The sequence below is a fragment of the Flexivirga alba genome (genome assembly GCF_042661025.1).
Lineage (GTDB): Bacteria > Actinomycetota > Actinomycetes > Actinomycetales > Dermatophilaceae > Flexivirga > Flexivirga alba.
In genome coordinates this window covers 2175713-2199767 of sequence record NZ_JBHSWH010000001.1, presented here as the reverse complement: position 1 = coordinate 2199767, position 24055 = coordinate 2175713, and the positions used below count along the sequence as shown (strand labels likewise).

General features: G+C 64.8%; 22 protein-coding genes and 1 pseudogene. 12 read left to right on the top strand and 11 right to left on the bottom strand.

Features of this window, described 5'->3' with window-relative positions:
• Positions 1-140: 140 nt before the first annotated feature.
• Entirely contained in the window at positions 141-1496 is a 1356-nt protein-coding gene (locus ACFQDH_RS10880) for a flavin monoamine oxidase family protein (RefSeq protein WP_382401180.1), read from the bottom strand.
• 182 nt (positions 1497-1678) lie between these two features.
• Between ACFQDH_RS10880 and ACFQDH_RS10875 the strand changes: the two genes are divergently transcribed.
• Together ACFQDH_RS10875 and ACFQDH_RS10870 are read left to right on the top strand one after the other, a co-directional pair.
• Positions 1679-1855, top strand: a complete 177-nt coding sequence (locus ACFQDH_RS10875) for a DUF6104 family protein (protein ID WP_382401178.1) — start codon at positions 1679-1681, stop codon at positions 1853-1855.
• Between the two features lie 11 nt (positions 1856-1866).
• The gene (locus ACFQDH_RS10870; protein WP_382401176.1) at positions 1867-2523 is read left to right on the top strand and encodes a GDSL-type esterase/lipase family protein; all 657 of its coding nucleotides are present in this window, start codon (positions 1867-1869) and stop codon (positions 2521-2523) included.
• Between the two features lie 6 nt (positions 2524-2529).
• Here the strand turns inward: ACFQDH_RS10870 and ACFQDH_RS10865 are convergent, their stop codons facing one another.
• Complete coding sequence (locus ACFQDH_RS10865; RefSeq protein ID WP_382401174.1) at positions 2530-3435, bottom strand: hypothetical protein; 906 nt, start codon at positions 3433-3435, stop codon at positions 2530-2532.
• A 220-nt stretch (positions 3436-3655) separates the two neighbouring features.
• Here ACFQDH_RS10865 and ACFQDH_RS10860 point away from each other — a divergent pair, with 220 nt between their 5' ends.
• The 3 genes from ACFQDH_RS10860 (at position 3656) to ACFQDH_RS10850 (ending at position 8073) form a co-directional block, all read left to right on the top strand.
• Positions 3656-5107, top strand: a complete 1452-nt coding sequence (locus ACFQDH_RS10860; protein WP_382401172.1) for a tyrosine-protein kinase domain-containing protein — start codon at positions 3656-3658, stop codon at positions 5105-5107.
• Entirely contained in the window at positions 5085-6950 is a 1866-nt protein-coding gene (locus ACFQDH_RS10855; RefSeq protein ID WP_382401170.1) for a polysaccharide biosynthesis protein, read from the top strand. The genes ACFQDH_RS10860 and ACFQDH_RS10855 overlap by 23 nt, the downstream gene beginning before the upstream one ends.
• A gap of 88 nt (positions 6951-7038) precedes the next feature.
• Positions 7039-8073 (top strand): polysaccharide biosynthesis protein, encoded by a 1035-nt coding sequence (locus ACFQDH_RS10850; RefSeq protein ID WP_382401168.1) that lies wholly within the window; start codon positions 7039-7041, stop codon positions 8071-8073.
• A gap of 46 nt (positions 8074-8119) precedes the next feature.
• Here the strand turns inward: ACFQDH_RS10850 and ACFQDH_RS10845 are convergent, their stop codons facing one another.
• The 3 genes from ACFQDH_RS10845 to ACFQDH_RS10835 are packed head-to-tail and all read right to left on the bottom strand — an operon-like array spanning position 8120 to position 9866.
• The gene (locus tag ACFQDH_RS10845) at positions 8120-8359 is read right to left on the bottom strand and encodes a sugar transferase (protein WP_382401166.1); all 240 of its coding nucleotides are present in this window, start codon (positions 8357-8359) and stop codon (positions 8120-8122) included.
• A complete protein-coding gene (locus ACFQDH_RS10840) occupies positions 8335-8793 on the bottom strand; it encodes a sugar transferase (RefSeq protein ID WP_382401164.1) in 459 nt (152 codons plus the stop codon). Before ACFQDH_RS10840 ends, ACFQDH_RS10845 begins: the two co-directional genes overlap by 25 nt.
• Positions 8709-9866: a DegT/DnrJ/EryC1/StrS family aminotransferase gene (locus ACFQDH_RS10835; RefSeq protein WP_382401162.1), complete on the bottom strand. Its 1158-nt coding sequence runs from the start codon at positions 9864-9866 to the stop codon at positions 8709-8711. The genes ACFQDH_RS10840 and ACFQDH_RS10835 overlap by 85 nt, the downstream gene beginning before the upstream one ends.
• A 100-nt stretch (positions 9867-9966) precedes the next feature.
• Here ACFQDH_RS10835 and ACFQDH_RS10830 point away from each other — a divergent pair, with 100 nt between their 5' ends.
• From ACFQDH_RS10830 to ACFQDH_RS10805, 6 genes are all read left to right on the top strand, one after another.
• Positions 9967-11208 carry a glycosyltransferase family 4 protein gene (locus ACFQDH_RS10830; RefSeq protein ID WP_382401160.1) on the top strand — a complete coding sequence of 414 codons (1242 nt, stop codon included), beginning with the start codon at positions 9967-9969 and terminating at the stop codon, positions 11206-11208.
• Positions 11205-12311, top strand: coding sequence for a polysaccharide biosynthesis C-terminal domain-containing protein (locus ACFQDH_RS10825; protein WP_382401158.1), 1107 nt, complete (start codon positions 11205-11207; stop codon positions 12309-12311). Before ACFQDH_RS10830 ends, ACFQDH_RS10825 begins: the two co-directional genes overlap by 4 nt.
• A complete protein-coding gene (locus ACFQDH_RS10820) occupies positions 12308-12925 on the top strand; it encodes a GNAT family N-acetyltransferase (RefSeq protein ID WP_382401156.1) in 618 nt (205 codons plus the stop codon). The genes ACFQDH_RS10825 and ACFQDH_RS10820 overlap by 4 nt, the downstream gene beginning before the upstream one ends.
• Entirely contained in the window at positions 12919-14049 is a 1131-nt protein-coding gene (gene wecB / locus ACFQDH_RS10815) for a non-hydrolyzing UDP-N-acetylglucosamine 2-epimerase (RefSeq protein ID WP_382401154.1), read from the top strand. Before ACFQDH_RS10820 ends, wecB begins: the two co-directional genes overlap by 7 nt.
• A 107-nt stretch (positions 14050-14156) precedes the next feature.
• On the top strand, positions 14157-14612 hold the full coding sequence (locus ACFQDH_RS10810; RefSeq protein WP_382401152.1) for an acyltransferase: 456 nt from the start codon (positions 14157-14159) through the stop codon (positions 14610-14612).
• Positions 14609-15832, top strand: coding sequence for a glycosyltransferase (locus tag ACFQDH_RS10805; protein ID WP_382401150.1), 1224 nt, complete (start codon positions 14609-14611; stop codon positions 15830-15832). Before ACFQDH_RS10810 ends, ACFQDH_RS10805 begins: the two co-directional genes overlap by 4 nt.
• 20 nt (positions 15833-15852) lie before the next feature.
• Here ACFQDH_RS10805 and ACFQDH_RS10800 read toward each other — a convergent pair whose 3' ends face one another.
• The gene (locus ACFQDH_RS10800; RefSeq protein WP_382401149.1) at positions 15853-17097 is read right to left on the bottom strand and encodes an O-antigen ligase family protein; all 1245 of its coding nucleotides are present in this window, start codon (positions 17095-17097) and stop codon (positions 15853-15855) included.
• Between the two features lie 974 nt (positions 17098-18071).
• On the opposite strand from ACFQDH_RS10800, the gene ACFQDH_RS10795 reads away from it, so the two are divergent.
• Positions 18072-18236 carry a hypothetical protein gene (locus tag ACFQDH_RS10795; protein ID WP_382401147.1) on the top strand — a complete coding sequence of 55 codons (165 nt, stop codon included), beginning with the start codon at positions 18072-18074 and terminating at the stop codon, positions 18234-18236.
• 493 nt (positions 18237-18729) lie between these two features.
• Here the strand turns inward: ACFQDH_RS10795 and ACFQDH_RS10790 are convergent, their stop codons facing one another.
• From ACFQDH_RS10790 to ACFQDH_RS10770, 5 genes and pseudogenes are all read right to left on the bottom strand, one after another.
• A complete protein-coding gene (locus tag ACFQDH_RS10790; protein WP_382401145.1) occupies positions 18730-19998 on the bottom strand; it encodes a lipopolysaccharide biosynthesis protein in 1269 nt (422 codons plus the stop codon).
• Positions 19999-20056: 58 nt separating this feature from the next.
• Positions 20057-21054, bottom strand: a pseudogene (locus ACFQDH_RS10785) (Gfo/Idh/MocA family protein).
• A 2-nt stretch (positions 21055-21056) separates the two neighbouring features.
• Positions 21057-22145, bottom strand: coding sequence for a DegT/DnrJ/EryC1/StrS family aminotransferase (locus ACFQDH_RS10780; RefSeq protein WP_382401143.1), 1089 nt, complete (start codon positions 22143-22145; stop codon positions 21057-21059).
• Complete coding sequence (locus ACFQDH_RS10775; RefSeq protein ID WP_382401141.1) at positions 22142-22741, bottom strand: acyltransferase; 600 nt, start codon at positions 22739-22741, stop codon at positions 22142-22144. The genes ACFQDH_RS10780 and ACFQDH_RS10775 overlap by 4 nt, the downstream gene beginning before the upstream one ends.
• A complete protein-coding gene (locus tag ACFQDH_RS10770; protein WP_382401139.1) occupies positions 22738-24048 on the bottom strand; it encodes a nucleotide sugar dehydrogenase in 1311 nt (436 codons plus the stop codon). The genes ACFQDH_RS10775 and ACFQDH_RS10770 overlap by 4 nt, the downstream gene beginning before the upstream one ends.
• Between the last annotated feature and the right edge of the window lie 7 nt (positions 24049-24055).

The window sequence follows — 24055 nt, the reverse complement described above, 5'->3', positions numbered from 1 at the left end:
ACCGTCTCGAGGTCCCACACCCCCAAGGTGGCCGAGGAGGCCGTGAGGAACGAGCGGCCGTCTCGAGGCCCCACACCCCAAGCCGGCCGAGGAGGTCGCGAGGCACGAGCGGCCGTCTCGAGGTCCCGCAGCCCAACCGCCTACCGGCGAAGCTGCGTCGCCACCTCACCCGCTGCCCGTATGGCGGCATCGAGCGCACCCTCCATGTAGCCACTCCAACGCGTGGCCGTCTCCGTCGACGCCCAGTGGATCGGCCCGACCGGCGGCGTGAGCGCACGCCCGAAGTTCGTCCAAACCCCCGGCCCCATGTTCGCGTTGTAGCACCCTCGCGTCCACGGGCGATCGGACCACTCTCCGTCGACATAGTGCGTCGGCGAAGCCGCCCGCGGACCGAAGTGCCGCACCGCTTCGGCGATGAGCGCCTCGCGCCGCTCGGCCTCCGGCCAGCGTCCGAAGGTGCGCGCCTGCTCGCCTTCGAGGAACATCAGCACCTGCCCGTATGACGCATCGGCCGGGCTGGTGTCGTTCGACATACGCGACGGTCCGATGTCCGAAATGAGTTGTCCGCTCAGGCCGTCGGCGCGCCAGAAGGGTTCGTCATACGTCAGGAACGCCTTCATCGCGGAGGCTTGCGGCATCCGCTGGGTGAGCTGGTCACGGACGCCGGGCAGCGGCGGGTCGTACATGATGCGCGAGGCGAGCGTGGGCGAGAGCGCGACGATCACGTGTTGTCCTCGGGCGACCAGTCCCCCACGACAGTGCACGGTCACGGACGTTTCGTCGCGCTCGATCAGCATCACCGGTTGCCCGAGAAGCACTCTGTCACCTAGTGATTCGGCGAGCGCCTGCGGGATGCGGCTGGTCCCACCATCGAAGCGGGTCGTCTGCGCACCGCCCTCGGACTCGGCGAAGAGCTGCGCGCCGACACCACATGTCTGCAGGTTGTAGAGCATGTCGAGCAGCGACACCTCGGCCATCGGCACGGCGAGGATGCCGACCGTGCAGATCTCGAGCAACCGCTCGGCAACAGGCGGAAGTTGTTGACTGTCAAGCCAACGCGCCGCGGTGACGGCGTCCCACTCGGCCGCGCGCTCGGCGTCCCACGGCGCCTCCAGCGGCACCTGTCCGGACAGCTCGTCCAACCGCTCCAGCGCCTGATCGAGCGCGGCCAGCTCGTGCCGGTGCGCGGCGTGGAACTCGTTCTCGCGCAACACCGGCGAGCCGAGCAGCTCGTATGTCGCCTCGCCCTCCTCGAACTGCGCGAAGGTCCCGATGCCGAGTTCCGCGGCAAGTGCGCGCATCCGGTGGTGCGTGTCGCCGATCCACTGCGCACCGATCTCGACGTCGATGCCCGGCGCGACCTGCTGGGTCAGGATCCGCCCGCCGACCCGGTCGTCCGCCTCCAGCACCAACGGCTCAAGCCCGGCCCGGAGCACCTCCCTTGCGGCATACAGCCCGGAGAGGCCGGCCCCGACCACAATGACATCCGCTGACATCCGCACTCCTTGCTCAAGCAGGTCGAGCAGCGCCACCCAAGCTGGTCGAGTAGCTGCTGAGGAACGACGCAGCGTATCCAGACCCCCCAAGCGGGTCGAGTAGCGACGAAGGAGCGTATCGAGACCGCGACCGCTTCGAGGTCCCGCCACGCATCACTCCCCTCCCCGCCACAATAAGGGCCATGTACTTCACGGACCGAGGCATCGAAGAGCTCGCCACCCGTCGCGGTGACGAGGACGTCACGCTGGGCTGGCTGGCCGATCAACTCCGAACCTTCGTCGATCTCAACCCGGACTTCGAGACTCCCGTCGAGCGACTCGCGACCTGGCTTGCCCGACTCGACGACGAGGATGAGTGAGAATGGCCCACGTGACAAACCACCACGACGGCGATCCGGAGTTCAGCCCGACCACGCGCTTTCACGTGTCCGAGGGCGACCGTCGGGTCGGCCTCTGCTTCGTCGGCGACTCTTTCGTCGCGGGCCTGGGCGACCCGAAGGCCCTCGGCTGGGTCTCGCGAGTGGTCGCCCGCACACCGCATTCGGGCATCGATCTGGCCAGCTACAACCTCGGCATCCGTGGCCAGAGCTCGACCGACGTGCTGGCCCGGTGGCAGGAGGAGTGCGAGCCGCGCTGGGCGAAGGCCAACGAACGCCGCCTGGTGGTCAGCGTCGGCCTCAACGACATCGCGCAGGGCCTGACGACCGCGCGCTCGCGGCTCAACCTCGCCAACATCCTGGACGACGCGTCGTCCTCGGCCATTTCCTCGTATGTCGTAGGGCCTGCCCCGACGATCGACGCCGAGACCAACGACCGGCTGCAGATCCTCGTCGACGCACAGTCCGACGTCTGCTCACGCCGTGGCGTCACCTATGTCGACTGCTTCCGCCCGCTGCTCGGCCACGACCAGTGGCATGCAGACCTCGCGTCCGGTGACGGTATGCACCCCGGTCAGGCCGGCTACGGCCTCATCGCCTGGCTGGTGCTGCACGCCGGCTGGCAGAGCTGGCTGCAGCTGGACAGCTGACGTCGATCAGCTCTTCGACCAGTCGCCGGACGTGCCGCCCGTCCAGGTGTTGTGCGCGGCGACCAGCCAGCCGTGGTTGCCGGCGAAGGTCAGATCCACGGCTTTGCTCGCGCCCTGCACGCAGGTGATCTTCTTCGCGGAGCCACCGGACACCGTGGCGAGTTCGACGCCGTCGCAACCCTCTTCGGTCTGCGCAACGACCAGTGAGTTGTCCTTCGTGGTGCCGATGCTGAGGGCATCGGCGGACTGGTAGATCGTCTTCGCTGCGCCGCCCGCCGGCACCGCACGCACCGCGCCGGTGGAGCACAGCACGTCGGCGGTGTCGCCGGCGACGGCGAGGTCGATCACCGAGCCCGCGTCGCACGCCTTCGCCCGATGCCCGTTGTGTATGACGTCAGGGCTCTGTGCGCCCGCGGGCGCCCACGACGCCGGGCTCGTCGACGCGGACCAGGCGCCGGTATCCAGGGTCCACACGTTGTGTGTGCATCCGTTCGCCGCCTGGCCGCTCAGCTGGAGGTGACCGTTGCCGTCGATGCCGATGCCGTCCGCCGTCCCTGCGGGTGACGCCGCCAGAGTCGTCCAGGTGACGCCGCCGTCCTTGGTCGCCTGCACCTGCACCGACCCGGCACACCCGCCCGAGTTCGCAGCGCGCCATGCGCGGGTCGCGTTCACTGCGGTCACGACGACGCTCGGCGCCCCGAGGTGCGCAACAACCGGCGGAGTGGTGGACTTCGCGGGCACGTTTGCCGACGGAGACGACGCACCCACGTCAGCCGCGGCAGGTTGGGCACTGGACGGGCCGGCAGCCACCTGGCCGGTCGCCACCTGAAAATGCTGCTCGACCGCGACGAAGGCCGCCGCGTTGACCACGACGAGCACACCGACGACCCCACCAGCAAGCGACAGCTTCATCCGCAACTTCCTACCTGTTCTTCACCGAACCCGTAAGCCCCCGGCACACTACCGAATGGCACCTGCGGCTCTAAGTAACGTTCGCGTAGCTATGTTCAACTGCGGTAACCCTGTACCATCCTTTTCGGCCACCTGTGAAAAATGACACCTCGTGTTGCAGAATGTATTGGTTTTGCCGCCCCGGAAGGATCTCATGGACCTGCGTAGTTATCTTCGGATCTTGCGGAAGCGTTGGAAAACCGTCGTCGTGACCACGTTGGTCGTCCTGCTCCTGGCACAGGCCTACAGCTTGCTGACGCCGAAGCAGTATTCGTCGAGCCTGCAATTCTTCGTCTCGACGTCCGATTCCAGCAACGCGGCACAGCTGGCATCGGGCAGCACCTTCAGCCAGGCCCGGGTGACGTCCTATACCCAGCTGGTCAACGCGCCAGTGGTTCTCAATCCGGTGATGAAGCAGTTGCACATCGCCGGCACGGCGAGTGACCTTGCCGGCAAGGTCACTGCGACCGTTCCGCCGAACACCGTCCTCATTGACGTCACCGTCACGGACCGGAGCCCGCACCAGGCTCAGCAGATCGCGGCGGCTATCGGCGAGCAGTTCCCCAAGACCGCCCAGAATCTCGAGCGCGTGTCCGCGGACAAGGCCAGCCCGGTCAAGGTGACGGTCACCAAGAATGCCGTGATCAACCGCTCCCCCGTCAGCCCCAAGCCGACCCGCAACCTCGCGCTCGGCCTCATCCTCGGCCTGCTGCTCGGTTTCGGCCTGGCCGTGCTGCGACACACGCTCGACAGCAAGGTCCGCACCAAGGAGGACATCGAGGAGCTCTCCGAGGACCTCACCATGATCGGCGCGATCCCGTTTGACGGCGACGCACCGAAGCACCCGCTGCTCGTGCAGACCGACCCACACTCCTCGCGCGCCGAGGCATTCAGGTCCCTGCGCACCAACCTGCGCTTCGTGGATGCGGCCAATCACCCCCGCACCATCGTCATGACGTCGTCGCTGGCGGGTGAGGGCAAGACGACGACCACGGCAAACCTCGCCCTGGTCATGGCCGACACGGGCGCCAGCGTCTGCCTCATCGAGGGTGACCTGCGCCGTCCTCGTCTGCTCGAATACCTCGGCATGGAGGGCGGCGTCGGCCTCACCGACGTGCTCATCGACCAGGCGGAGCTCGCGGACGTGCTGCAGCCCTTCGGCAAGCGCAAGCTCGCCGTGCTCGGCGCCGGCGCGCTCCCGCCGAACCCCAGCGAGCTGGTCAGCTCCAGTGCGATGCGCGCGACGCTGGACAAGCTGCGCGACAGCTTCGACTACGTGCTCATCGACGCGCCGCCGCTGCTGCCGGTGACGGATGCGGCACTGCTGAGCACCATCGCGGACGGCGCTGTCCTGGTGGTGGGCAGCGGTCTGGTGACTCGCGACCAGGTGACCACTGCGCTGGAGTCGCTGGAAGCCGTGGACGCGCAACTGCTCGGTGTGACACTCAACCGGGTGCCGCGCGGCAACCGGGTTGCCGGCTATTACGACTATTCCTACGGATATTCGACCCGCACCGACGTGCCGACGCGCACCGTGCCCGCCAACCCCGGGCTCGCCGAGTCCGAGCAGGCCGCGCCCGCCGAGGTCGCTGTTGGAGAAAGGGGCCGGCATGCCCGACTCCGCACCCGCTGACCACGCCGTTCGGGCTCCGTCCGCGCTCCTCGGCAGCTCGGCGCGCGAGCGCACGGTGCAAACCGCGTGGGCCGGTGCCGACGCCATGCTTGTCGTCGTCGCCACTTTCTGGGCGGCCTGGCTGCGCTATGACTTCGATGTTGCAGACTCCGCGAACACCGCCGTCGTGAAGTTCGCCATCGTCGCCGCGGCGGCCTACCTGATCGCCGGCATCCTTGTCGGCCCCTATCGGATCGACCATGTGCGTGGCTCCTTCGAGGAGACTGTGGCGATCGGCTACGCCATCGTCCTCACGGCGACAGTGCTCATCCTGCTCGCCCTGTTGTCTCCGTGGTTTCCGGCGGTCCCGCGCAGTCTCGCGGTGATGGTGCCCGCGCTGGCCCTGATCGGCATGTTCACACTCCGGTTCGTGATCCGCTCCTACCGCTGGGGCCGCACCGCCACCGCGGACGGCGTCGAGAGGGTCATCATCTTCGGCGCCGGTGACGGCGGCCGCCGCCTGGTGCGCGCGATGCAGCGCGACAACGACTCGCACTACGCCCCGATCGCCATCCTCGACGACGACCCGCGTAAGCGCCGGCTGAAGATCGACGGCGTGTCTGTCAAGGGTGGCCGCAACGACCTCATGACCGTCGCGTCGATCAGTGGCGCGACCTCTTTGGTGATCGCCTCACCGTCCGCTGACGCCGATCTGGTCCGGGCACTGCGCGAGGATGCTCAGCGCGCCGGCCTGGGTGTGCTCATCCTCCCGACTGTCAACGAGCTTCTCGGCCACCGGCCACAGCATCAGGATCTGCGCCGGCTCAACCTGGAGGACCTGCTGGGCCGACGACCGGTCAGCCTCGACGAGACCGCCATCGCCGCGTCCATCTCGGGCAGGACCGTCCTGGTGACCGGTGCCGGCGGCTCGATCGGCTCCGAACTGGCCCGTCAGATCGCCCGCTTCGGCCCCGAGCGGCTGATCCTGCTGGACCGCGACGAGTCGGCGCTCCATGCGGTGCAAATGAGTCTGACCGGCCGCGCTCTGCTGGACGACGGCACGCTGGCCCTGGCCGACATCCGTGACCTCGACGCGCTGCGCAGAGTCTTCACCCGCGAGCAGCCCGACATGGTCTTCCATGCTGCCGCCCTGAAGCATTTGACCCTGCTGGAGCAGTTCCCGCTCGAAGCATGGAAGACCAACGTCCTCGGCACGCTCAACGTGCTCCAGGCGGCGCAGGAGGCCGGCGTGGAGACGCTCGTCAACGTCTCCACCGACAAGGCCGCCAACCCCTCCTGCGTGCTCGGCTACAGCAAGCGGCTGGCCGAGCGGCTCACGGCCAGTTTTGCCCACCAGGTCGACGGCACCTGGGTGAGTGTCCGCTTTGGCAACGTGCTCGGCTCGCGCGGCTCGGTGATCAGCGCGTTCACCGCGCAGATCGAGCGTGGTGGCCCCATCACGGTGACCCACCCAGATGTCGAGCGCTACTTCATGCTCATCCCCGAGGCCAGCCAACTGGTGCTGCAGGCCGCCGCGATCGGCAGCGATGGTCAGGTCATGGTGCTGGAGATGGGGAGCCCGGTGAAGATTGTCGACGTGGCTCGCACGCTCATCGACCTGTCCGGCAAGAAGGACGTCGACATCGTCTACACCGGCCTACGGCCCGGCGAGAAGCTCTCCGAAGAGCTTTTCACCCCGGGCGAAGACATTCAGAAGTCCAGCCATCCCCTGATCGACTACGTCAGCGTTCCCTCCCTCAGCCCGTCGACGGTGCTGACAGCTGACCCGGTCGACGGGGTCACCGCACTGTCCCGGATGAGACATGAAGCGGCAACCGCGACTCACGTCAGGGAGCAAGCGTGACCCGGACCCGCAATTGCGGTTGCGCTCGATCCGGTTCCAAGAAAGTAGTTGCCCGCTTGGGAGTTCCAAGCACGACCTCGGAGGCGTCATGAGTCAGGTGTCCGGACTTGCCGGCGCAACGGTTGCCATCACCGGCGGCACCGGATCGTTCGGTTCGACGATGGTCCGCCACCTACTCAAGGAGGACGTCGCAGCCGTCCATGTCGTCAGCCGCGACGAGGCGAAGCAGGACGACCTGCGCAAGTCGGTCGCAGATTCCCGGCTACGGCTGTTCCTCGGCGACATCCGCGACTACGACTCGGTCGCCGAATCCTTCTTGGGTGCAGATTTCGTGTTTCATGCCGCCGCGCTCAAGCAGGTTCCCTCCTGCGAGTTCTTTCCCGAGCAAGCCGTCAAGACGAATGTGGAAGGCAGCCGCAACGTCATCCGCGCAGCGCACGAAGCCGGCGTTCGGTCCCTGGTCTGTCTGAGCACCGACAAGGCGGTTTACCCGGTCAACGCCATGGGCATGACAAAGGCGCTGATGGAGAAGACTGCGCAAGCATGGTCCCGCAATCACCCCGAGAGCCGCACAGTGGTGTCGACTACGCGATATGGCAACGTGATGTACTCACGCGGGTCGGTGATCCCGCTCTTTGTGTCACAACTCGCCGATGGCCGCCCGCTGACCCTGACAGAAGGGTCGATGACTCGCTTTCTGATGTCGCTCGACGAATCGGTGGACCTCGTGCTGCACGCGTTCTTCAACGCGCAGCCGGGCGATCTCTTCGTGCGCAAGGCGCCGGCCTGCACGGTCGAAGTGCTGGCGCTGGCAGTCGCCAAGGTGCTCGGCTACGACAAGCCCGACATCAGAGTCATTGGCACCAGACACGGTGAGAAGCAGCACGAGACGCTTCTCAGCCAAGAGGAGAGGGCCAAGTCGATCGACCAGGGAGATTACTTTCGTGTGCCCTTGGATGCCAGGTCGCTCGAGTACGAACTGTACGTGGAAGAGGGTGACCGCGACGCCGCTTCGGTCAGCGACTACACCTCGTCCAACACGACGCAACTCGACCTAGACGCAGCGTGTGACCTGGTGCGGCGGTTGCCGCAGGTCCAAGCTCTGGTCGCCGGATCCGTGTGATCCTGAACCACCCGGCAGAGAGTTGATTCATCACCATGCCCGTCGGTCACGACCGGACGATCGCTCGCAGGGTCGACACGATCAGCTTCATATCTCCGCGCAACGAACGCTGGTTCACGTAATCGGCGTACATCTGGGCTTTTTGCGGCAGAAGCTCGGCGACGTAGAAGCGTTCAGGATCCGGCTGCTCCGCCAGTAGCTCCTGCTCATTGCGCAGGAGGATCGTGGCCGGATCCGTGATGCCCGGTCGCACGGAAAGAATCACCGGGCGCAGGGCGGGGGCCATTGATCGACATACTCACGCACTTCGGGTCGTGGCCCGACGATGCTCATGCTGCCTAGGAGCACATCCCAGAGCTGCGGCAGCTCGTCGACCTTCGTCCGGCGCAATATTGCCCCAGTGCTGGTAATGCGCGGGTCTCGACCCTCAGTGATCATCGGCCCAGGCGACCCGACGCGCATGGTCCGAAACTTGTGCACCTTGATCTCTCGACCGTCGAGGCCGATGCGAGTCTGCACGAACAGCGCGGGTCCGGGAGACGACATCCGGGTAGCGATTCCGGCAACAACGGAGACCGGGGCAGTGATCAGCAACCCGATAGACGCCGCTGCGATGTCAAAGCATCGCTTGCTGGTCAGCGGAGGCACTTCTGCACCGCGGAGATCACCCGATCTATCTGCTCTGTCGTCATGCTGGAGAAAGCGGGCAAACTCACGCATCGCTCGAACTCGCTTGAAGCCACAGGGAACTCGTTGTCCAGCAAGTGGTAGCGGTCGCGCCAGTACGGTTGCCGGTGCAACGGAATGAAGTGCACGCTGCAGCCTACGCCGAGCTCAGCCATCCGTTGGATGAATTCGTTGCGCGACAGCCCCGCATCGTCCTGCAGCCGCAATACGTAGAGGTGCCATCCATGGGTGTCTCCTGGCAGCGGTCCGACCGGCAGGTCGACCGGCAGGTCGGAGAACGCGTCTGAATACGACGCCGCTATGTGCTGTCGCCTATCACGCATCTGGTCGGCTCGGGCCAACTGGACTCGCCCCATCGCCGCCGCGGTGTCCGTGAGGTTGTACTTGAACCCTGGCGCGATCACTTCGTACTCCCACGACGGCTTCGTGCTTCGATATCGGTCGAAGACGTCCCTGCTGATGCCGTGCAGCCGCATCGCGCGGATCCGGCGTGCTCGATCCGGATCAGCAATCGCGATCATGCCGCCTTCGCCGGTCGTGATTGTCTTGGTCGCGTAGAAACTGAAGACAACGGCGTCGCTGTCACCCGAGCCAACCATTCTTCCTTGCGAGCGCACTGGAAAGGCGTGTGCTGCGTCCTCGATCACTGCGAGGTCATGGGCCTTCGCGAACGCTGCAAGCTGCCCTCGATCCACGGCTCGCCCAGCGAAGTGGACGGGCATGATCGCCCGGGTTCTGGGGGTCACCCGAGCCGAGGCGTGCCGTAGATCGATATTGAGACTGTCCTTATCGACGTCCACGAACACCGGATCCGCGCCTACGTAGCGCACGACCTCTGCAGTTGAGGTGAACGTCCAGGTGGGCACCAGGACCTCGTCACCTGGCCCGATGCCGATCGCGTCCAATGCCAGGTGCAAGCCGGCGGTAGCGGAGTTCACCGCGATGCAGTGCGTCCCCTCGCCGATCACCCGGGCGAACTCCGCCTCGAAGGCGGCGGCGTTCGGGCCGGTCGTGAGCCAGCCGGAGCGCATTGCCTCGACAACCGCCCCGATCTCGGCCTCTCCGATATCAGGAACGGCGAATGGGAGGAACTCGGTAGAAGTCACGGACCAACCCTCTGGCGATGTGTTGAGTGGAGACAGCCTTAGACTACGAGTCGTTATGCTGCGCCGATCGAGCGCGGTGGGGAATCCGCGAAGGTGGCACATGAAGATCGGGTTGATCACGCAGTGGTACGACCCCGAACCCGGTCCTGCAGCGTTGCCCGGAGCGCTTGCCCGTGGCCTCCTCGCTCGCGGTCATGAGGTCCAGGTTCTGACCGCGTTTCCGAACTACCCGAGTGGCGTGATCTCTCCCGAATACGCGGGCCGACTGGTGATGAACGAGGTCTTGGACGGAGTGCACGTGCGGCGCACCGCCGTATACCCGGACCACAGTGCATCCTCGGTTCGACGGCTGCAGAGTTATACCTCGTTCGGCGCAAGCGCGAGCCTGTTAGGCACGGACGCACTGCGCGGCTGCGACGCCTTGTGGGTCAACTACTCCCCCATTACCGTTGCATGGCCCATGTGGCTTGCTCGCTTCGGCCTGCGTATACCAGCCGTACTCCATGTGCTCGATCTGTGGCCGGACACCCTGGTGCACAGTGGCTTCGCCGAGCGGGGGCGCCTCGGCGAAGCCGTTCGGGTGGCATGTGACGTGTGGTGCCGTGCCATGTATCGGTCAGCGCACTCAGTCGCCTACATCGCGCCGACTGTCGGCCGGGTACTCGAAGGCCGCGGAGTGGACCCGGCGAAACTCTCCTACGTGCCCATGTGGGCGGACGAAGCGGTCTTCCGTCCGTCGGGCGATGGATACCGCTCGGAACTCGGACTCTCCTCCGAGGACATTGTGGTGGTCTACGCGGGGGCGATGGGAGAGGCGCAGGACGTTGGGAGCCTGATCGATGCGGCCGTATCGATCGACGATCCCCGCCTGAAGGTGGTGCTCGCCGGGTCTGGCGCCGAGGAACGGGTGCTGCGATCCAAGGCTGACGCAGCGCCGCGCGGGAACGTCCGATTCTTGGGTCGCATACCGCAAGCGCAGATGACTGCCCTGCTCGGCGCGGCCGACGTCAGTTATGTGAGTCTTCGACGGCACCCCTTGTCCGCCATCACGATGCCGAGCAAGACCCAGGCCGGACTCGCCGCGGCCAAACCCCTGCTCGTTGCCGCAGACGGAGACGCGCGAGCCGTTGTGACAGCGCAGAACGTCGGTTTCGGCGCCTCACCTGAGGTGGAGTCGATCGCAAACGCTCTCCGGGCGATAGTGTCCACCGGGCGGGGAGGTCTCGCGGCAATGGGTTCACGCGCCCGGCGGCTCTACGAAGACGAGTTCTCGGTGAGCGCCGGCGTCACACGGATAGAAGCGTTGCTCGCAGCAGCGGCAACAGGAGGAGCGAGACAATGAAGGTGGTCGTAACAGGCGCAGCCGGGTTTCTCGGCTGGCATACGATGGCACGCCTGCACACGCTGACCGATCACCAGGTCGTCGCAGTCACCCGGGACAACTGGCACAGTCTGGTGGGGGAGGTTTCCCAGGCAGACGCGGTGATCCACGTCGCAGGGGTCAACCGCGCCACGACGGACGCCGAAGTCATGGACGGCAACGAACAGCTGGCCACGGACGTCGCCGCTGCTGTGCGCTCCTCCGCACACCCTGTTCGCATCGTCTATGCGTCCTCCACTCAGGTCGGCAATGGCACGCCGTATGCGGTGGGCAAGCAACGCGCCGGCGAGATCCTCGCCTCGGCCGCGAAAGAGTCCGATGCGGCCTACGTCGACGTTCGACTGCCAGGCGTGTTCGGCGAGCACGCTCGACCGCGCTACAACACGTTTGTGGCGACCTTCATCGATGCTCTGTTGCACGGTGAGGAACCGTCTGTCAACGACAACCCTGTCGAGCTGCTTCATGCCCAGGACGCTTCGGCTGCGCTGATCGACGGACTCACCGGCCAGGACGCACTGAAACGCCCACACGGCCACGAAACCAGCGTGCCTGAAGTGCTGTCGACGCTACGGAGCTTCCACGACGTCTACAGCCGAGGCGAAATCCCCGAGCTGCCAACGAAGTTCCATATCGACCTGTTCAACACCTACCGGGCTGCGACGTTTCCGGACAAGTATCCCTTCTCCCTGATGGTCAACGCCGATCAACGCGGTGAGCTGATCGAGACTGTCCGGGCGCACGGGAGCGGTGGTCAGTCCTTTGTTTCCTACACCAAACCTGGAATGACCCGTGGCGAGCATTTCCATCTGAGCAAGATCGAGCGATTCGTGGTGATCAAGGGCAATGCGCGGATATCGCTGCGCAAGGTCCTGACGGATCAGGTCATCGACTTCGACGTCGATGGCAGCAAGCCCGCCGTCATCGACATGCCAACTCTGTGGGTGCACAACATCACCAACACCGGAACCGAGGATCTCATCACCATGTTCTGGGCGGACCAACTTTTCAACCCCGCCGCCCCGGACACCTATTGGGAGCCTGTGCGATCCGTGGTGAGCGCGTGAGAGTCGAGATCGGACCATTGCAAACGACCGATGTCGAGGCTGCGGCGCGACTCCACGAACTGGCGTTTCCGACCTTCTTTCTCAGCTCATTGGGTCAGCCCTTCCTGCGCCAGTTCTACCGGGGCTTTCTCGCCGACCCGACCGCGGTGGCAGTGGTTGCGCGGGACGGCTCCGGCATGATCCTGGGCACCGTCGTGGGGACCACCGAGCCCGATGGCTACTTCTCCCGGCTGCTGCGCCGACAGGTCGTCGGCTTTGTGAACGCCAGTGTGCGGGCGAGTCTTCGGTCGCCGCGTGCCGTCCCCCGGCTTCTGCGTGCGGCGCGTTACCGGGGCTCTGCAGACGAAGGTGTTGACGGAGCGTTGCTCAGCTCTATCTGCGTCTCCCCCGACGCGCAGGGGGCCGGCGTCGGACGTCGCCTTGTCGCCGCCTGGGAACAGCGAGCAGCGGGGTTGGGCGCGCGGGCGGCATACCTGAGCACTGATGCCGTGGATAATGAGCCGGTGAACGCCTTCTACCAGCGGTGCGGGTGGCGCATGGGTGCGCCATACACCACCGCAGAGGGCCGCACGATGAACCTCTATACGAAGGAACTGGACCCCTCTTCATGCTGAAGGTGATGACCGTCGTCGGCACCCGGCCCGAGTTGATCCGGCTCTCCCGGGTCATCGCCCGCCTCGACGCGACCGTTGACCACGTGCTCGTGCATACGGGTCAGAACTACGACTACACGCTCAACGAGGTGTTCTTCTCCGACCTCGGCATCCGCAAGCCCGACCATTACCTCGGTGTGGACACCTCCAGTCTCGGAGCTGTGCTGGGCGGTGTGCTGGTGGAAACCGAGAAGGTCATCGAGGCCGAGCGCCCGGATGCCCTGCTCGTGCTCGGCGACACCAACAGCTGTATAGCGGCGGTCATCGGCAAACGGATGCGCGTGCCGGTCTATCACATGGAGGCAGGCAATCGCTGCTTCGACGAGAACGTGCCGGAGGAGACCAACCGGCGCCTGGTCGACCACGTCGCGGACTTCAACCTCTGCTACACCGAGCACGCCCGCCGGAACCTGCTGGGCGAGGGATTGCACCCGCGGCGGATTCTGGTGACCGGTTCGCCGATGCGCGAGGTGCTCGAGGCTTACCGTGCCCAGATCGACGCGTCGGACGTGCTGGAGCGGCTCGGCCTGCAGCCTCGGGACTACTTCCTGGTGAGCGCCCACCGCGAAGAGAACGTGGACTCACCGGAGCGGCTCACCGCGCTGCTGGAGTGCCTCGACGCAGCCCGTAAAAGGTTTGGCAAGACGATCTTCGTGTCGACGCATCCACGCACCCGAAAGCGGCTGGAGCTACTGCCCGGCTGGACAGCGCCCGAGGGGATCGTTTTCCACGACCCCCTCGGATTCCATGACTACAACAAGCTGCAACTCGAAGCGGCGTGCGTTCTCTCCGACTCGGGGACGATCGCCGAGGAATCCACCCTCCTCGGATTTCCGGCCGTGACGCTCCGTGACTCGATCGAGCGGCCGGAAGCGCTGGACACCGGCGGCATCATGATGTCTGGCCTCGATGCGGAGGACATAGTCAGCGCAGTGGACGTAGTCACCGCGGAAGAGGAGCGGCGAGGTGGGCTCAGTGACCGTGTGCCTGACGACTACCGCATCGCGAACACCTCCGAGCGTGCGGTGCGATTCATCTTGTCGACAGCCCGTCGGCACCACCAGTGGTCAGGTATTCGGAGGTAATTTCAGTGGCGTTCTCGAAACTCTCCCGACAAGGGCGGCTCTATCGGTCCCTTCGCAGGGTCCGTTCCGCGACCGTGCGTGTGCGGAAGGGACTGCATGGCGTCGACGTGACAGCCTCTATCCACCCCAGCGCGAACGTCCCCCGCGACCTGAGCGCTGGTCGATACGCGTTTGTCGGCACTGAGTGCTGGATCGCGCCGCGTACTGTCATCGGCGACTACGTGATGCTCGCCCCGCGCGTCGCGATCGTGGGCGACGACCACCAGTGGGATGTCCCTGGCACCCCGGTGCAGTTCACGGAGCGACCAGAGCAGCACGTTACCCACATCGATCGGGACGCTTGGCTCGGCTACGGCGCCATCGTGATGCGTGGCGTGCACGTCGGCGAAGGTGCGGTCGTGGCCGCTGGGTCAGTGGTGACCCACGACGTGCCGCCCTACGAGATCTGGGCTGGTGTCCCTGCCAAGAAGCTGCGAGACCGGTTCACCACGGAGGACCAAACCGAACACATGCGCCAGCTAGACAGCGCACCCGCGACTCCGACTTTCGCTGGACCGCAGTGAGTCTCACGAACGCGGCCCGTAGGCTGCCCAAGGTACTCATCGTCGCTGGGTACTTCGACTGGTTCAGCGGCTATCAGGAAACAGCGCTGGCCCGCGCAATGGCGTCGCTCGCGGATACCTACGTCCTTGCAGGCGACCGCGTCAGTCCAATCTTCAGCGACGAGCAGCTGGAGCGGATCGGTCAGCAACGCCGCTACCCCGCGAATACGCGCGTCGAGCACGGGGTTACGGTGACCAGGCTCGCCACACGCGAGTTGCGCTCCATGGTCTGGGCACCAAGTGTTCCCCGAACGATCGCAGACGGCAACTTCGACGTCATCGTCCAGGTCATGCCTGGGCAGCTGTTCCCGGCGCTGGCGTCGCTCGCACGTAATGTGCGGCGGGTTGTCCTCTATGGCGATAACAAGGCGATGTATGCGGGTCTCCCACCGGCCGTTGCCGCTGCCAAGTTTGCTGTCTTCTGCGCCACTAAGGGCGCGCTGTACACGGCGGTTAACCTGCGCGCCGATCACGTTTACGGCTATACAAAGGACACCATCCGCAGACTACGAGCATTCCATCCCGGCACCACAATGACATTGTTTCCGCTCACCTACGACGAGAACAAGTTTTTCTACTCCCCGGAACTGCGCGAGTCGCGGCGTCACCAACTGGGTTTTCGCGAGGACGACGTCGTGATCCTCGGGGCCGGCAAGGTAAACGCGCAGAAGCGGCTCGACTTACTGGTTGACGCGTTCCACCAGGCTCGCGATGGCCTGCCGCAGCTTCGCTTGGTGCTCGCCGGCTTCGATGACGGGCCAGTGGCCCAATCTCTTCGCGACGATGTCGTACGGCGAGGAGTCGCCAACTTTGTCACGATCCTTCCATTCGTGGATTCGGACGAACTCAACGCGCTGTTCAACGCGTCGGACCTAGGCGTCTGGCCACGTATGCCAGCGGTTACAATTCAGCAAGCATTAGGCACCGGCCTTGATGTCCTCATCCCGAACAACGACTTCACAGATCACCTATTTTACAGCGACTTGCGGTCTCACGAGGTTCGTAATACAAGATCCGGGGAGCGCGACTCCGCACCACTCGCATCGTCCTTCAGCATGCTTGCCTCCGACCTGCCTCGCTCTGACACGGACCGTCAGACTGCCGCATATCTTGCTAAGTGCACAATATCGGCGCGAAGTTTGTGCCAGGCATTGCTCGAGAACGTGGTGGAACGGTCTTGAACGACGACCGCGTTGTGAAATTAGCCCAATTCGGTCATCTTCGATCTTTGGATTCTTGCCCCTGACTTCCCCTTTTTCTTTGTCGTCCTTACTATCGGTGGCAAAGCGAGACCAGCGCCGAGCATCAACCAGACGAGCCGGTTGCCGATTAGGTCACCTGATGTGAGGGCCGAACCAAATGCGAATATCCAGAGACCAAGCATTGCTTGGCCAACAAGGTCGTTGGCATGCGCTCTCAAACGTCGCCAGGATGTAATTAGCATGAGCAGCAGTCCTGCGAACGCAAGAATGCCTCCTTCTGCCGCCGTCTCCAGCAGGATGTCATGCGGGTACTGCACGACACCTTGAATCGGCGAGATGGAGTTCGGCGACAGATAATTGATAAGTTCCCCGTATCCCACGCCCAACGGGTGGGCGAACGCGAGGTTGAATGTATCCCTAGCGATCGCGAGCCGATAGATGTCCGACGCGCCGCCTCCGGCAGCGGTAAGTCGCTCGAGCGACGAACTGGGGGCAAACTGTAGGACGGCGACTACGCCAGCCACCCCAAGGACAATGAGCGTCAAAAAATTTGCAAAACGGCTCTTGGATGTGGTGGTCAGGAGCGAGACAAGCGCAATAGCGACTACAGCCGCCGCAAGAGGCCCTCGGCTCCCGGTCGAAACACTCGCCACGGCGCATATCAGTGCGCCACTCAGCGACACAAAGAGGCGCCATCCGCGCGTCCGGAACACGGCCAGAGCCAGCACGACGACGCCAATACATGCCACACGACCCATCGCGATCGGATTCGCGTCGTCAATCTGGAAACGCCCGCTCGTCGAAACGTCGGGCTTCCCTCCGACGAGGAGCCAGATAGAAACGCTGAGGGCGAGAAACACTGAAGCCCCAATAAAGGAGCGGCGCCGGCCACGTGTCTCCAACAGAACCATTGCCGCGATGATGACCAGCAGACAGATTGTGAAAAGTGCCTTAGTCTTGCTTACTGAATATGAATTATCTCGGGCGGTAACGAACAATGCTGGCACGAATAGGATGAAACCGGTAAAGCAGACTGTCCAGTTCCGTTGAAGACGGCACTTCCGACCAATGAACGCGCCGAGGGTCAAAATGAGACACACCACGAGACTCGCAAGCGTGAGGTCGACCGGCGACAAATTCTGAAGGGTCGTTACCTTCCAAAGGTTGATCGTCCCGAGAACCAACACGGCCGCGCCGATGAACATATCGGCTCCCGTCACCGGACGAGCCGTCTGACGCTCCATATCAGGAATCTCCCTCAGCTACTACGCGCGTCCGGTGCCCGAACTGTCGAGGTGGTGCGATCGATCCCACATGGTCGGGAATCCTCGCAATTGAAGCACGCATCGGTTTAGCGACCTCCCGACAGACTCGAGTAGAACGTCTTCACAAGACCATAGTTCTGGGGATCCCCATCGAGCGCTGACGGCCGCGTGGCGAGCAGGTTGAGGCGGTAGGCAACAACACCATCCACCGCCTTGCTGCCGACGAGGGCCTTTAGTTGCGGCAGTAGAGCACGCACGTAGTTGGCGTCGGCAGCTCCCGAGGCTCCTGCTTCCCGACTGAAGCGGGCACAGTAGAACATGACGGTCATCGAGAGCCTCGGTACGCGGCTGAAGGTCCCACTGCCCGTGGAAGAAAGGGTCCAAGTCGCCGAGGGGCCGACCATCAGGTCGCCCCCGCTCCGGATGCACTCACCACCCGGATTGAGTTGACAACGACGTCCACCGCACGCGTCGTTGCCGGTCGACTCACACGAACGGACACATCATGGACTCCGGCTCGCGTATGGTCGGGGATCGACGCATCCACGCGCGTGCCTGCAGCGGTCACCTCGTGACGTGCAGGCAGGACAGCGCCATCGAGTGTGACATTCAGCCCGTACGTCTCGGAGTCTCCGGGTGCCCGGTCGTCGGCATACGAGATCTCAAGCGTCCGTGCGCCACGTGGGAGCATCACCTGAGACTGGGCACTGACCGTGTCGTTCTGTGCCGGGTGCACTGCCGGCTCGAAAAGGGCTTGGAAGCAACTAGGCTCGCCCTCGCAGTCCGTCAGTTGGTGCACACGTTCTGCGGTTGACTGCAGCCCCCTGGCATCGGTTGAGTTCTGTGGCTGATGGCTTAGCTGTCCCGGTCCCGCAAAGGCGTAGATCACGCCGTCAACAACGGATCTGAGGTACGGAAGAGTGTGAGTCGGTCCGAATAGGTCCTGTCCATACATGAGCGCCAACATCGACATCCACGGGGCCTTGGCACGCGCATTGGCACGCATCGTCGCCAACGTCGAGTGCGTAAACAAGGGGCGGGACGACGCGGTGGTGAATCCTGGGCGCGAGAGATTGGCTGATAGGTCGTCGATCGCGATCGCTCGAATGTTCGGGTGAGTCGCGGCCACCTCCCCGATCGCGCTGAACCACGCCGGGTAGTTCCATCCGAACGGCTTGTAGAAGTTTTTGACTGATTCGGTCGGAGGGACCAAGTAGACAACGACATTCACTCCGCGCTTGGCGGCCGCATCCGCGAATGCTGGAAGCTGTTTCCACAACTCTGCACTAAGAGTCGCAGACGGCTGGGGAGGCACCTCGCTGACTCGTGGAAGCCTGTCCCAGATGAGGTAGTAGTAGGTGTTCGCGTGTGCCTCTACAACACGGTCGAGAGTTTGAGCGACATCGAGTCTGCCGGAGTTGTCGAAGATCGCACCCGAGTACAGCGCGCGCTCGAAACTCGGGGTCGCAGTCGGCGCGGAGGTCGAACTCGGAGAGCTCGTCGGCGTGCTGGTCGATTGCCATGGCCTGAGGAGGACGAGGACCAACGCGATCGCTGCCAGTACGGCTGCCCCTACGAGCCAGGTGGACCTCGGTGTACCAAAGACACGCTTCATCTATGAACTCTCTTCGATACGGGGTGTGAGCCACCAGCCAGGTGGTGGCCGGATGTGTTATGTCCAACGGCGTGCCAGGACATCAGCCACAAACAGGCGTAGCACATCGCCATTGCAGCACCGAGCAGCCACATCGTGACGGTTGCCGTGAAGCCGAGTCGATATCCGAGATACACCGCGCCACAGCTCGCAGCGAGACGGCCTATGTCCCAGACGAGTTGCTGCAGGTTCTTTCCCATGACAATGAGTGTCTGCGACAAAGGTGACGCCACCATCTGCACGACCAGTCCTACGGCCAGTGCTTGGGCGTACATCCCGCTGGTCTCCCACCGGTGGCCCAGCACCACTGAGAACGCAAGGGGCCCGAAAAGCATGACGACGACCGCAATGATGACACCGACCACAGCAAGGCGTTTCGAGGTGCGCACGAACAACGTCGAGAGCTGATTGCTGGACGTCCGTTTCGCTTCGCCGAATTCACCGAGGTAAACTTGTGCGAGGGTGGTTCCGACGAGAGCAATCGGCAGCGCCAGTATCCGCTGGGTCATACCAAGCCAACCGGACACCTCGACGCCGAAAAGCGCAGAGGCCAACAGAACCGGCGCCTGCAAGCCGAGCGAATTGAGCAGGCCGGCGGGTGCGAGCAATAACGGGAAGGTTCGGAACCGCTGCAGGATCTGCTGTCCGGAGGCGTAGACGGTGGACTTGCCCTTGCGCTTGGTGCGGACGCTGACGGCCAGAGTCACGACTCCGACGCCCTGACCGACAGCGAGGCCGAGCGCGAGCCCCTGAGCGCCGAGCCCGCCGATCCCGGCAGCAATCTGGGCCGCCACGGTCGCCGCCGCCTGTAGCAGGCTGCGGCGCGCTATCGCGCCATACTCTTTCTGTCGGATCGCAAGCTGGTTCAGCACCGCGAAAGCCCCGACTTCCGCCGCGACCACCGGTACCCATGGGACCAGGGACGCAACGGTGGTGCCCTGCCCGAGCGCGGAAGCGATCGCATCACGGGCGTACCACGTGATGACCAGTCCGGCAACCCCGAAGATCGCGCAGATCCGCAGTGCGAGCCGAGCGACGTCGCGAGCCATTCCCTCCCTCAAGGGCAACGGAATGGCGAGTTCGAGCCGCAGACCCGCAACCGTGCCGAGCGGCATGATGGCCGCGTTGATGACCGCGAAGGGGCCGTACTGAGCCGGGGGAAACAGCCGACCCAGGATCGGAGAAGCCAGCAGGGCGACCAATTGACCACCGGCGACGCCGCTCATCAGGGCAAGCAAACCCCGTCGCGCCGGCGACCAGTGGGCGATGCGATCCAGCACAGGTTTAACTGACGCTCTCCAGAGACATCGTCAGTCCCCGACGCGCAGATTCGATGCACGCGAAAGCCGTGCGCACCGTGGACAGACCCTGCGCGAGTGTGACGATGTCGGCGGGCTTGCCGAGGACCGCATCCCGGAAATTCTCGTGCTCGACCCGCAGCGGCTCCGGCTTCGCGATCGCGTAGCGCACGATGTCGCCCTCGGACACACCGCGGAAGCGGCTGATGTCGTCCCAGGTCGTCTCGACCTGGCCGTTGGCGTAGTAGGTGAGGTCGGCGGTCAGCGTGTCTGCGACGAAGGTGCCCTTCTCCCCCGTGATGACCGTCGTCCGCTCCTTCAGCGGCGACAGCCAGTTCACCAGGTGGTTGGTGACGGTTCCCTCGGACAGCTGTCCGACGACGGCGACCAGATCCTCGTGCTCGCGGCCCGACTTGTGCGCCGTGCGCGCCGAGACCGACACGTAGTCCTGCTGGGTCACCCAGGCAGTGAGATCAATGTCGTGCGTGCCAAGGTCCATCACGACACCGACATCCGCGATGCGCCCCGGGAACGGGCCCTGACGACGGGTCACTACCTGGTAGACGTCGCCGAGCTCACCGGCCTCGATGCGGGCCCGCGCGGCTTGGAGTGCCGGGTTGTAGCGCTCGATGTGCCCCACCCCGCCGATGAGGCCCTTGCAGCTGAAGGCCTTCGCCAGTCGCTCGGCCGACTCGACGCTCTCGGCCAGCGGCTTCTCGATGATTGCGTGCACGCCGGCCTCGGCGAGGGCCAAACCCACTGGCTCGTGGAAGGCGGTCGGCACCGCGACCATGCAGTAGTCGAGGCCCTTGGCGATCAGTTCGTCCACGGTCCCGAGGACTTCGCGCCCGCCTGCCGCACCGAACTTGTCGCCGCCGGGATCGGCAACCGCGACAAGGTCGACCCCTCGAGACTGCTGAGCACGCGGGCGTGGTGGCGGCCCATCATGCCGAGACCGATCAAACCCGCTCGCAGATTCGCCATCGTCACGCACCAGCTTTCGCGAGCGAGTTGACCGCGCTGACAATGCGATCCAGGTCCGCCTCGGACAACGATGGGTGGACCGGCAGCGACAGGCACTCGGCCGCGGCCTTGGCCGTCTCCGGCAGGTCGACGTCGACCTGGAAGGGCTTCAGCTGGTGGTTGGGCACCGGGTAGAACATGCCCGATCCGATGTTGTGCTCCTCGCGCAGTGCCTTTGCGAAGCCGTCTCGGTCGTGCGGGACGCGAATCGTGTATTGGTGGTAGACGTGCACCGCACCGTTCGCGACCGGTGGCGGTGTCACGCCCTCCAGGCGAGTTGACAGATGTGCCGCGTTCTCCTGGCGCTGCTTGGTCCAGCCGTCGACCTTGGTCAGCTGCACCCGGCCGATCGCCGCGTGGATGTCGGTCATCCGGTTGTTCAGGCCCACGACCTCATTGTGGTACTGCTGCTGCATGCCCTGGTTGCGGTAGAGGCGCAGCAACCGCTCGGTCTCCGGGTCGGCCGCACTCACCATGCCGCCCTCACCGGAGGTCATGTTCTTTGTCGGGTAGAGCGAGAACATCGCGAACTGCCCGAAGGCTCCGACCGGTGTGCCATTGAGTGACGCTCCGTGCGCCTGCGCTGCATCCTCGAAGACCTTCAGGTCATGTTTGCGCGCAACCTGGAGCAGCTCCTCCATCTTGGCAGGATGCCCGTAGAGGTGGACCGGCATGATCGCCACCGTCTTGTCGGTGATCGCAGCCTCCACCGCCCCTGGGTCGAGGCAGAAGTCGTCCGCGCTGATGTCGGCGAAGACCGGCGTCGCACCGGTGAGTGCCACCGAGTTGGCGGTGGCGGCAAAGGTGAAGGACGGGACGATCACCTCATCGCCGGGCTTCACCCCCGCGGCGAGCAGCCCGAGGTGCAATCCGGAAGTGCCGGAATTGACTGCGACACAGGCGCGCCCGAGCCCGAAGTGCTCGGCGAACTCTTCCTCGAACGCCTTGACCTCCGGTCCCTGCGCAAGCATGCCGCTGCGCATGACGCGGTCGACCGCCGCGCGCTCCTCGTCGCCGATGATCGGCTTTGCGGGTGGGATGAAGTCGTTCATGATGCTGGTGTCTCCGTCAGAGTCTCGTTGTGTTCGATGTAGGTTTCGCCGGTGCGCGGGCAGCGCCAGCTGTGCTCATCCACTCGCTCCAGTGGCTCCCCCGCTCGGCCCACCCAGCGGATGCGGCGTGCGGGCACGCCTGCTACCAGTGCGAAGTCGGGCACGTCCGAGATGACGACGGCGCCGGCGGCGACCATCGCCCATCGGCCGATCGTCACGGGTGCGACGCACACGGCGCGCGCCCCGATCGATGCACCGGTGCGGCAGGTCACTCCCACAGCCTCCCAGTCGTCACCGCGCTTGAGCGGGCCGTCGGGGCTGATCGAGCGAGGGTAGTGGTCATTGGTGAAAACCGCTGCTGGGCCGACGAATACGCCGTCTTCCAGCACCGCCGGCTCGTAGACGAGGGCGTAGTTCTGCAGCTTGCAGGAGTCACCCATACGCACGCCGGTGCCGACGTACGCTCCACGGCCGACGATGCAGTCCCTACCCAGCACGGCATCCTCGCGCACCTGCGCAAGATGCCAGATGGACGAACCGTCCCCGATCTGCGCACTGGGCGCGACGTCGGCCGAATCGACGATCCGCGCTGTCACGCCTGCGCCTGCTCGGGCGCCTTGCCGACGACAAGAAATGCCGTGTCCGGGAAACTCGCGCGGTCCAGGATCTTGCGGCCGTCCACGACCACCGTCGCACCGGGCACGTCGTCGGCACTCAGTCCGGCATACGCCGCATGGTCCGCCTGCACGATCACGACGTCCGTCGGCGAGCCCAATTCATAAGCGTCCCAACCGAACCCGGCGAGTTCGTCGTCCGAATACATCGGATCGTGCACCTTCACCACGGCGCCCGCCTGGCGGAGCGCATCGACGGTGCCGAAGATCCCGGAGAAGGCCGTCTCCTTCACACCGCCTCGGTACGAAGCACCGAGCACCGCGACGGTCTTTCCCGTGAGGCTGCCGCCCGCGGCACCCGCCGCGAGCCCGACGGTGTAGGCCGGCATCGCAGCATTCGCCTCGCGCGCGGCGCGGACCACAGTCGCGTCGGGGTCGTTCCACAGGTAGAGCCGCGGGTAGACCGGGATGCAGTGACCGCCGACGGCGATGCCCGGGCGATGGATGTGGCTGTAGGGCTGGGAGTTGCTGGCTTCGATGACCTGATAGACGTCGATGCCGTTCTTGGCGGCGAACCTGCCGAACTGGTTGGCGAGGCCGATGTTCACGTCGCGGTAGGTGGTCTCAGCCAGCTTCGCCATCTCGGCCGCTTCGGCGGACCCGAGGTCCCACACGCCGTTGCCACGCTCGAGGTCGGGTCGTTCGTCGAATTGCAGCACCTGCTCGTAGAACGCGGTGGCCGCCTTCCCGCCGTCGTCGCTGAGACCGCCGACGAGCTTCGGGTATTTGCGCAGGTCGGCGAAGACCCGGCCGGTGAGCACCCGCTCCGGCGAGAAGACCAGGTGGAAGTCGGTGCCTTCGGTGAGTCCGGAGCCCTGCTCCAGTTTCGGCTTCCAGCGCGTGCGCGTCGTCCCGACCGGCAGCGTCGTCTCGTAGATCACGAGCGTGCCCGTCGTCAGACCGCGCGCGATGTCATCGGTTGCACTGTCCATCCAGCCGAAGTCGGGGCGCGCCCCGTCGTCGACGAACAGGGGCACCACGACCACGACGGCGTCGCTATTGGAGACTGCTGTGGTGGTGTCCGTGGTGGCGGTCAGCTGCCCTGCCGACACGACCTCTGCGAGGTACTCCTGCAGGTGCTCCTCGCCGGGAAATGGTTCATTCCCGTCGTTCACTTGGTCCACCACTCGCTGGCTGACGTCTGCGCCGAACACTTGGTGACCGGATCGCGCGAATTGGACAGCGAGAGGTAAACCGATTTTACCCAGCCCGACAACCGTGATTTTCACTCAGATG

Excerpts from the sequence above, each read along its gene's own strand:
- ACFQDH_RS10790 (WP_382401145.1), bottom strand. The coding sequence starts at position 19,998 with ATGAGCGGCGTCGCCGGTGGTCAATTGGTCGCCCTGCTGGCTTCTCCG.
- ACFQDH_RS10850 (WP_382401168.1), top strand. The coding sequence starts at position 7,039 with ATGAGTCAGGTGTCCGGACTTGCCGGCGCAACGGTTGCCATCACCGGC.
- ACFQDH_RS10865 (WP_382401174.1), bottom strand. The coding sequence starts at position 3,435 with ATGAAGCTGTCGCTTGCTGGTGGGGTCGTCGGTGTGCTCGTCGTGGTC.
- ACFQDH_RS10830 (WP_382401160.1), top strand. The coding sequence starts at position 9,967 with ATGAAGATCGGGTTGATCACGCAGTGGTACGACCCCGAACCCGGTCCT.
- ACFQDH_RS10880 (WP_382401180.1), bottom strand. The coding sequence starts at position 1,496 with ATGTCAGCGGATGTCATTGTGGTCGGGGCCGGCCTCTCCGGGCTGTAT.
- ACFQDH_RS10855 (WP_382401170.1), top strand. The coding sequence starts at position 5,085 with ATGCCCGACTCCGCACCCGCTGACCACGCCGTTCGGGCTCCGTCCGCG.
- wecB (WP_382401154.1), top strand. The coding sequence starts at position 12,919 with ATGCTGAAGGTGATGACCGTCGTCGGCACCCGGCCCGAGTTGATCCGG.
- ACFQDH_RS10825 (WP_382401158.1), top strand. The coding sequence starts at position 11,205 with ATGAAGGTGGTCGTAACAGGCGCAGCCGGGTTTCTCGGCTGGCATACG.
- ACFQDH_RS10780 (WP_382401143.1), bottom strand. The coding sequence starts at position 22,145 with ATGAACGACTTCATCCCACCCGCAAAGCCGATCATCGGCGACGAGGAG.
- ACFQDH_RS10840 (WP_382401164.1), bottom strand. The coding sequence starts at position 8,793 with ATGCGTGAGTTTGCCCGCTTTCTCCAGCATGACGACAGAGCAGATAGA.
- ACFQDH_RS10800 (WP_382401149.1), bottom strand. The coding sequence starts at position 17,097 with ATGGAGCGTCAGACGGCTCGTCCGGTGACGGGAGCCGATATGTTCATC.
- ACFQDH_RS10795 (WP_382401147.1), top strand. The coding sequence starts at position 18,072 with ATGAGCGCCAACATCGACATCCACGGGGCCTTGGCACGCGCATTGGCA.
- ACFQDH_RS10845 (WP_382401166.1), bottom strand. The coding sequence starts at position 8,359 with ATGGCCCCCGCCCTGCGCCCGGTGATTCTTTCCGTGCGACCGGGCATC.
- ACFQDH_RS10875 (WP_382401178.1), top strand. The coding sequence starts at position 1,679 with ATGTACTTCACGGACCGAGGCATCGAAGAGCTCGCCACCCGTCGCGGT.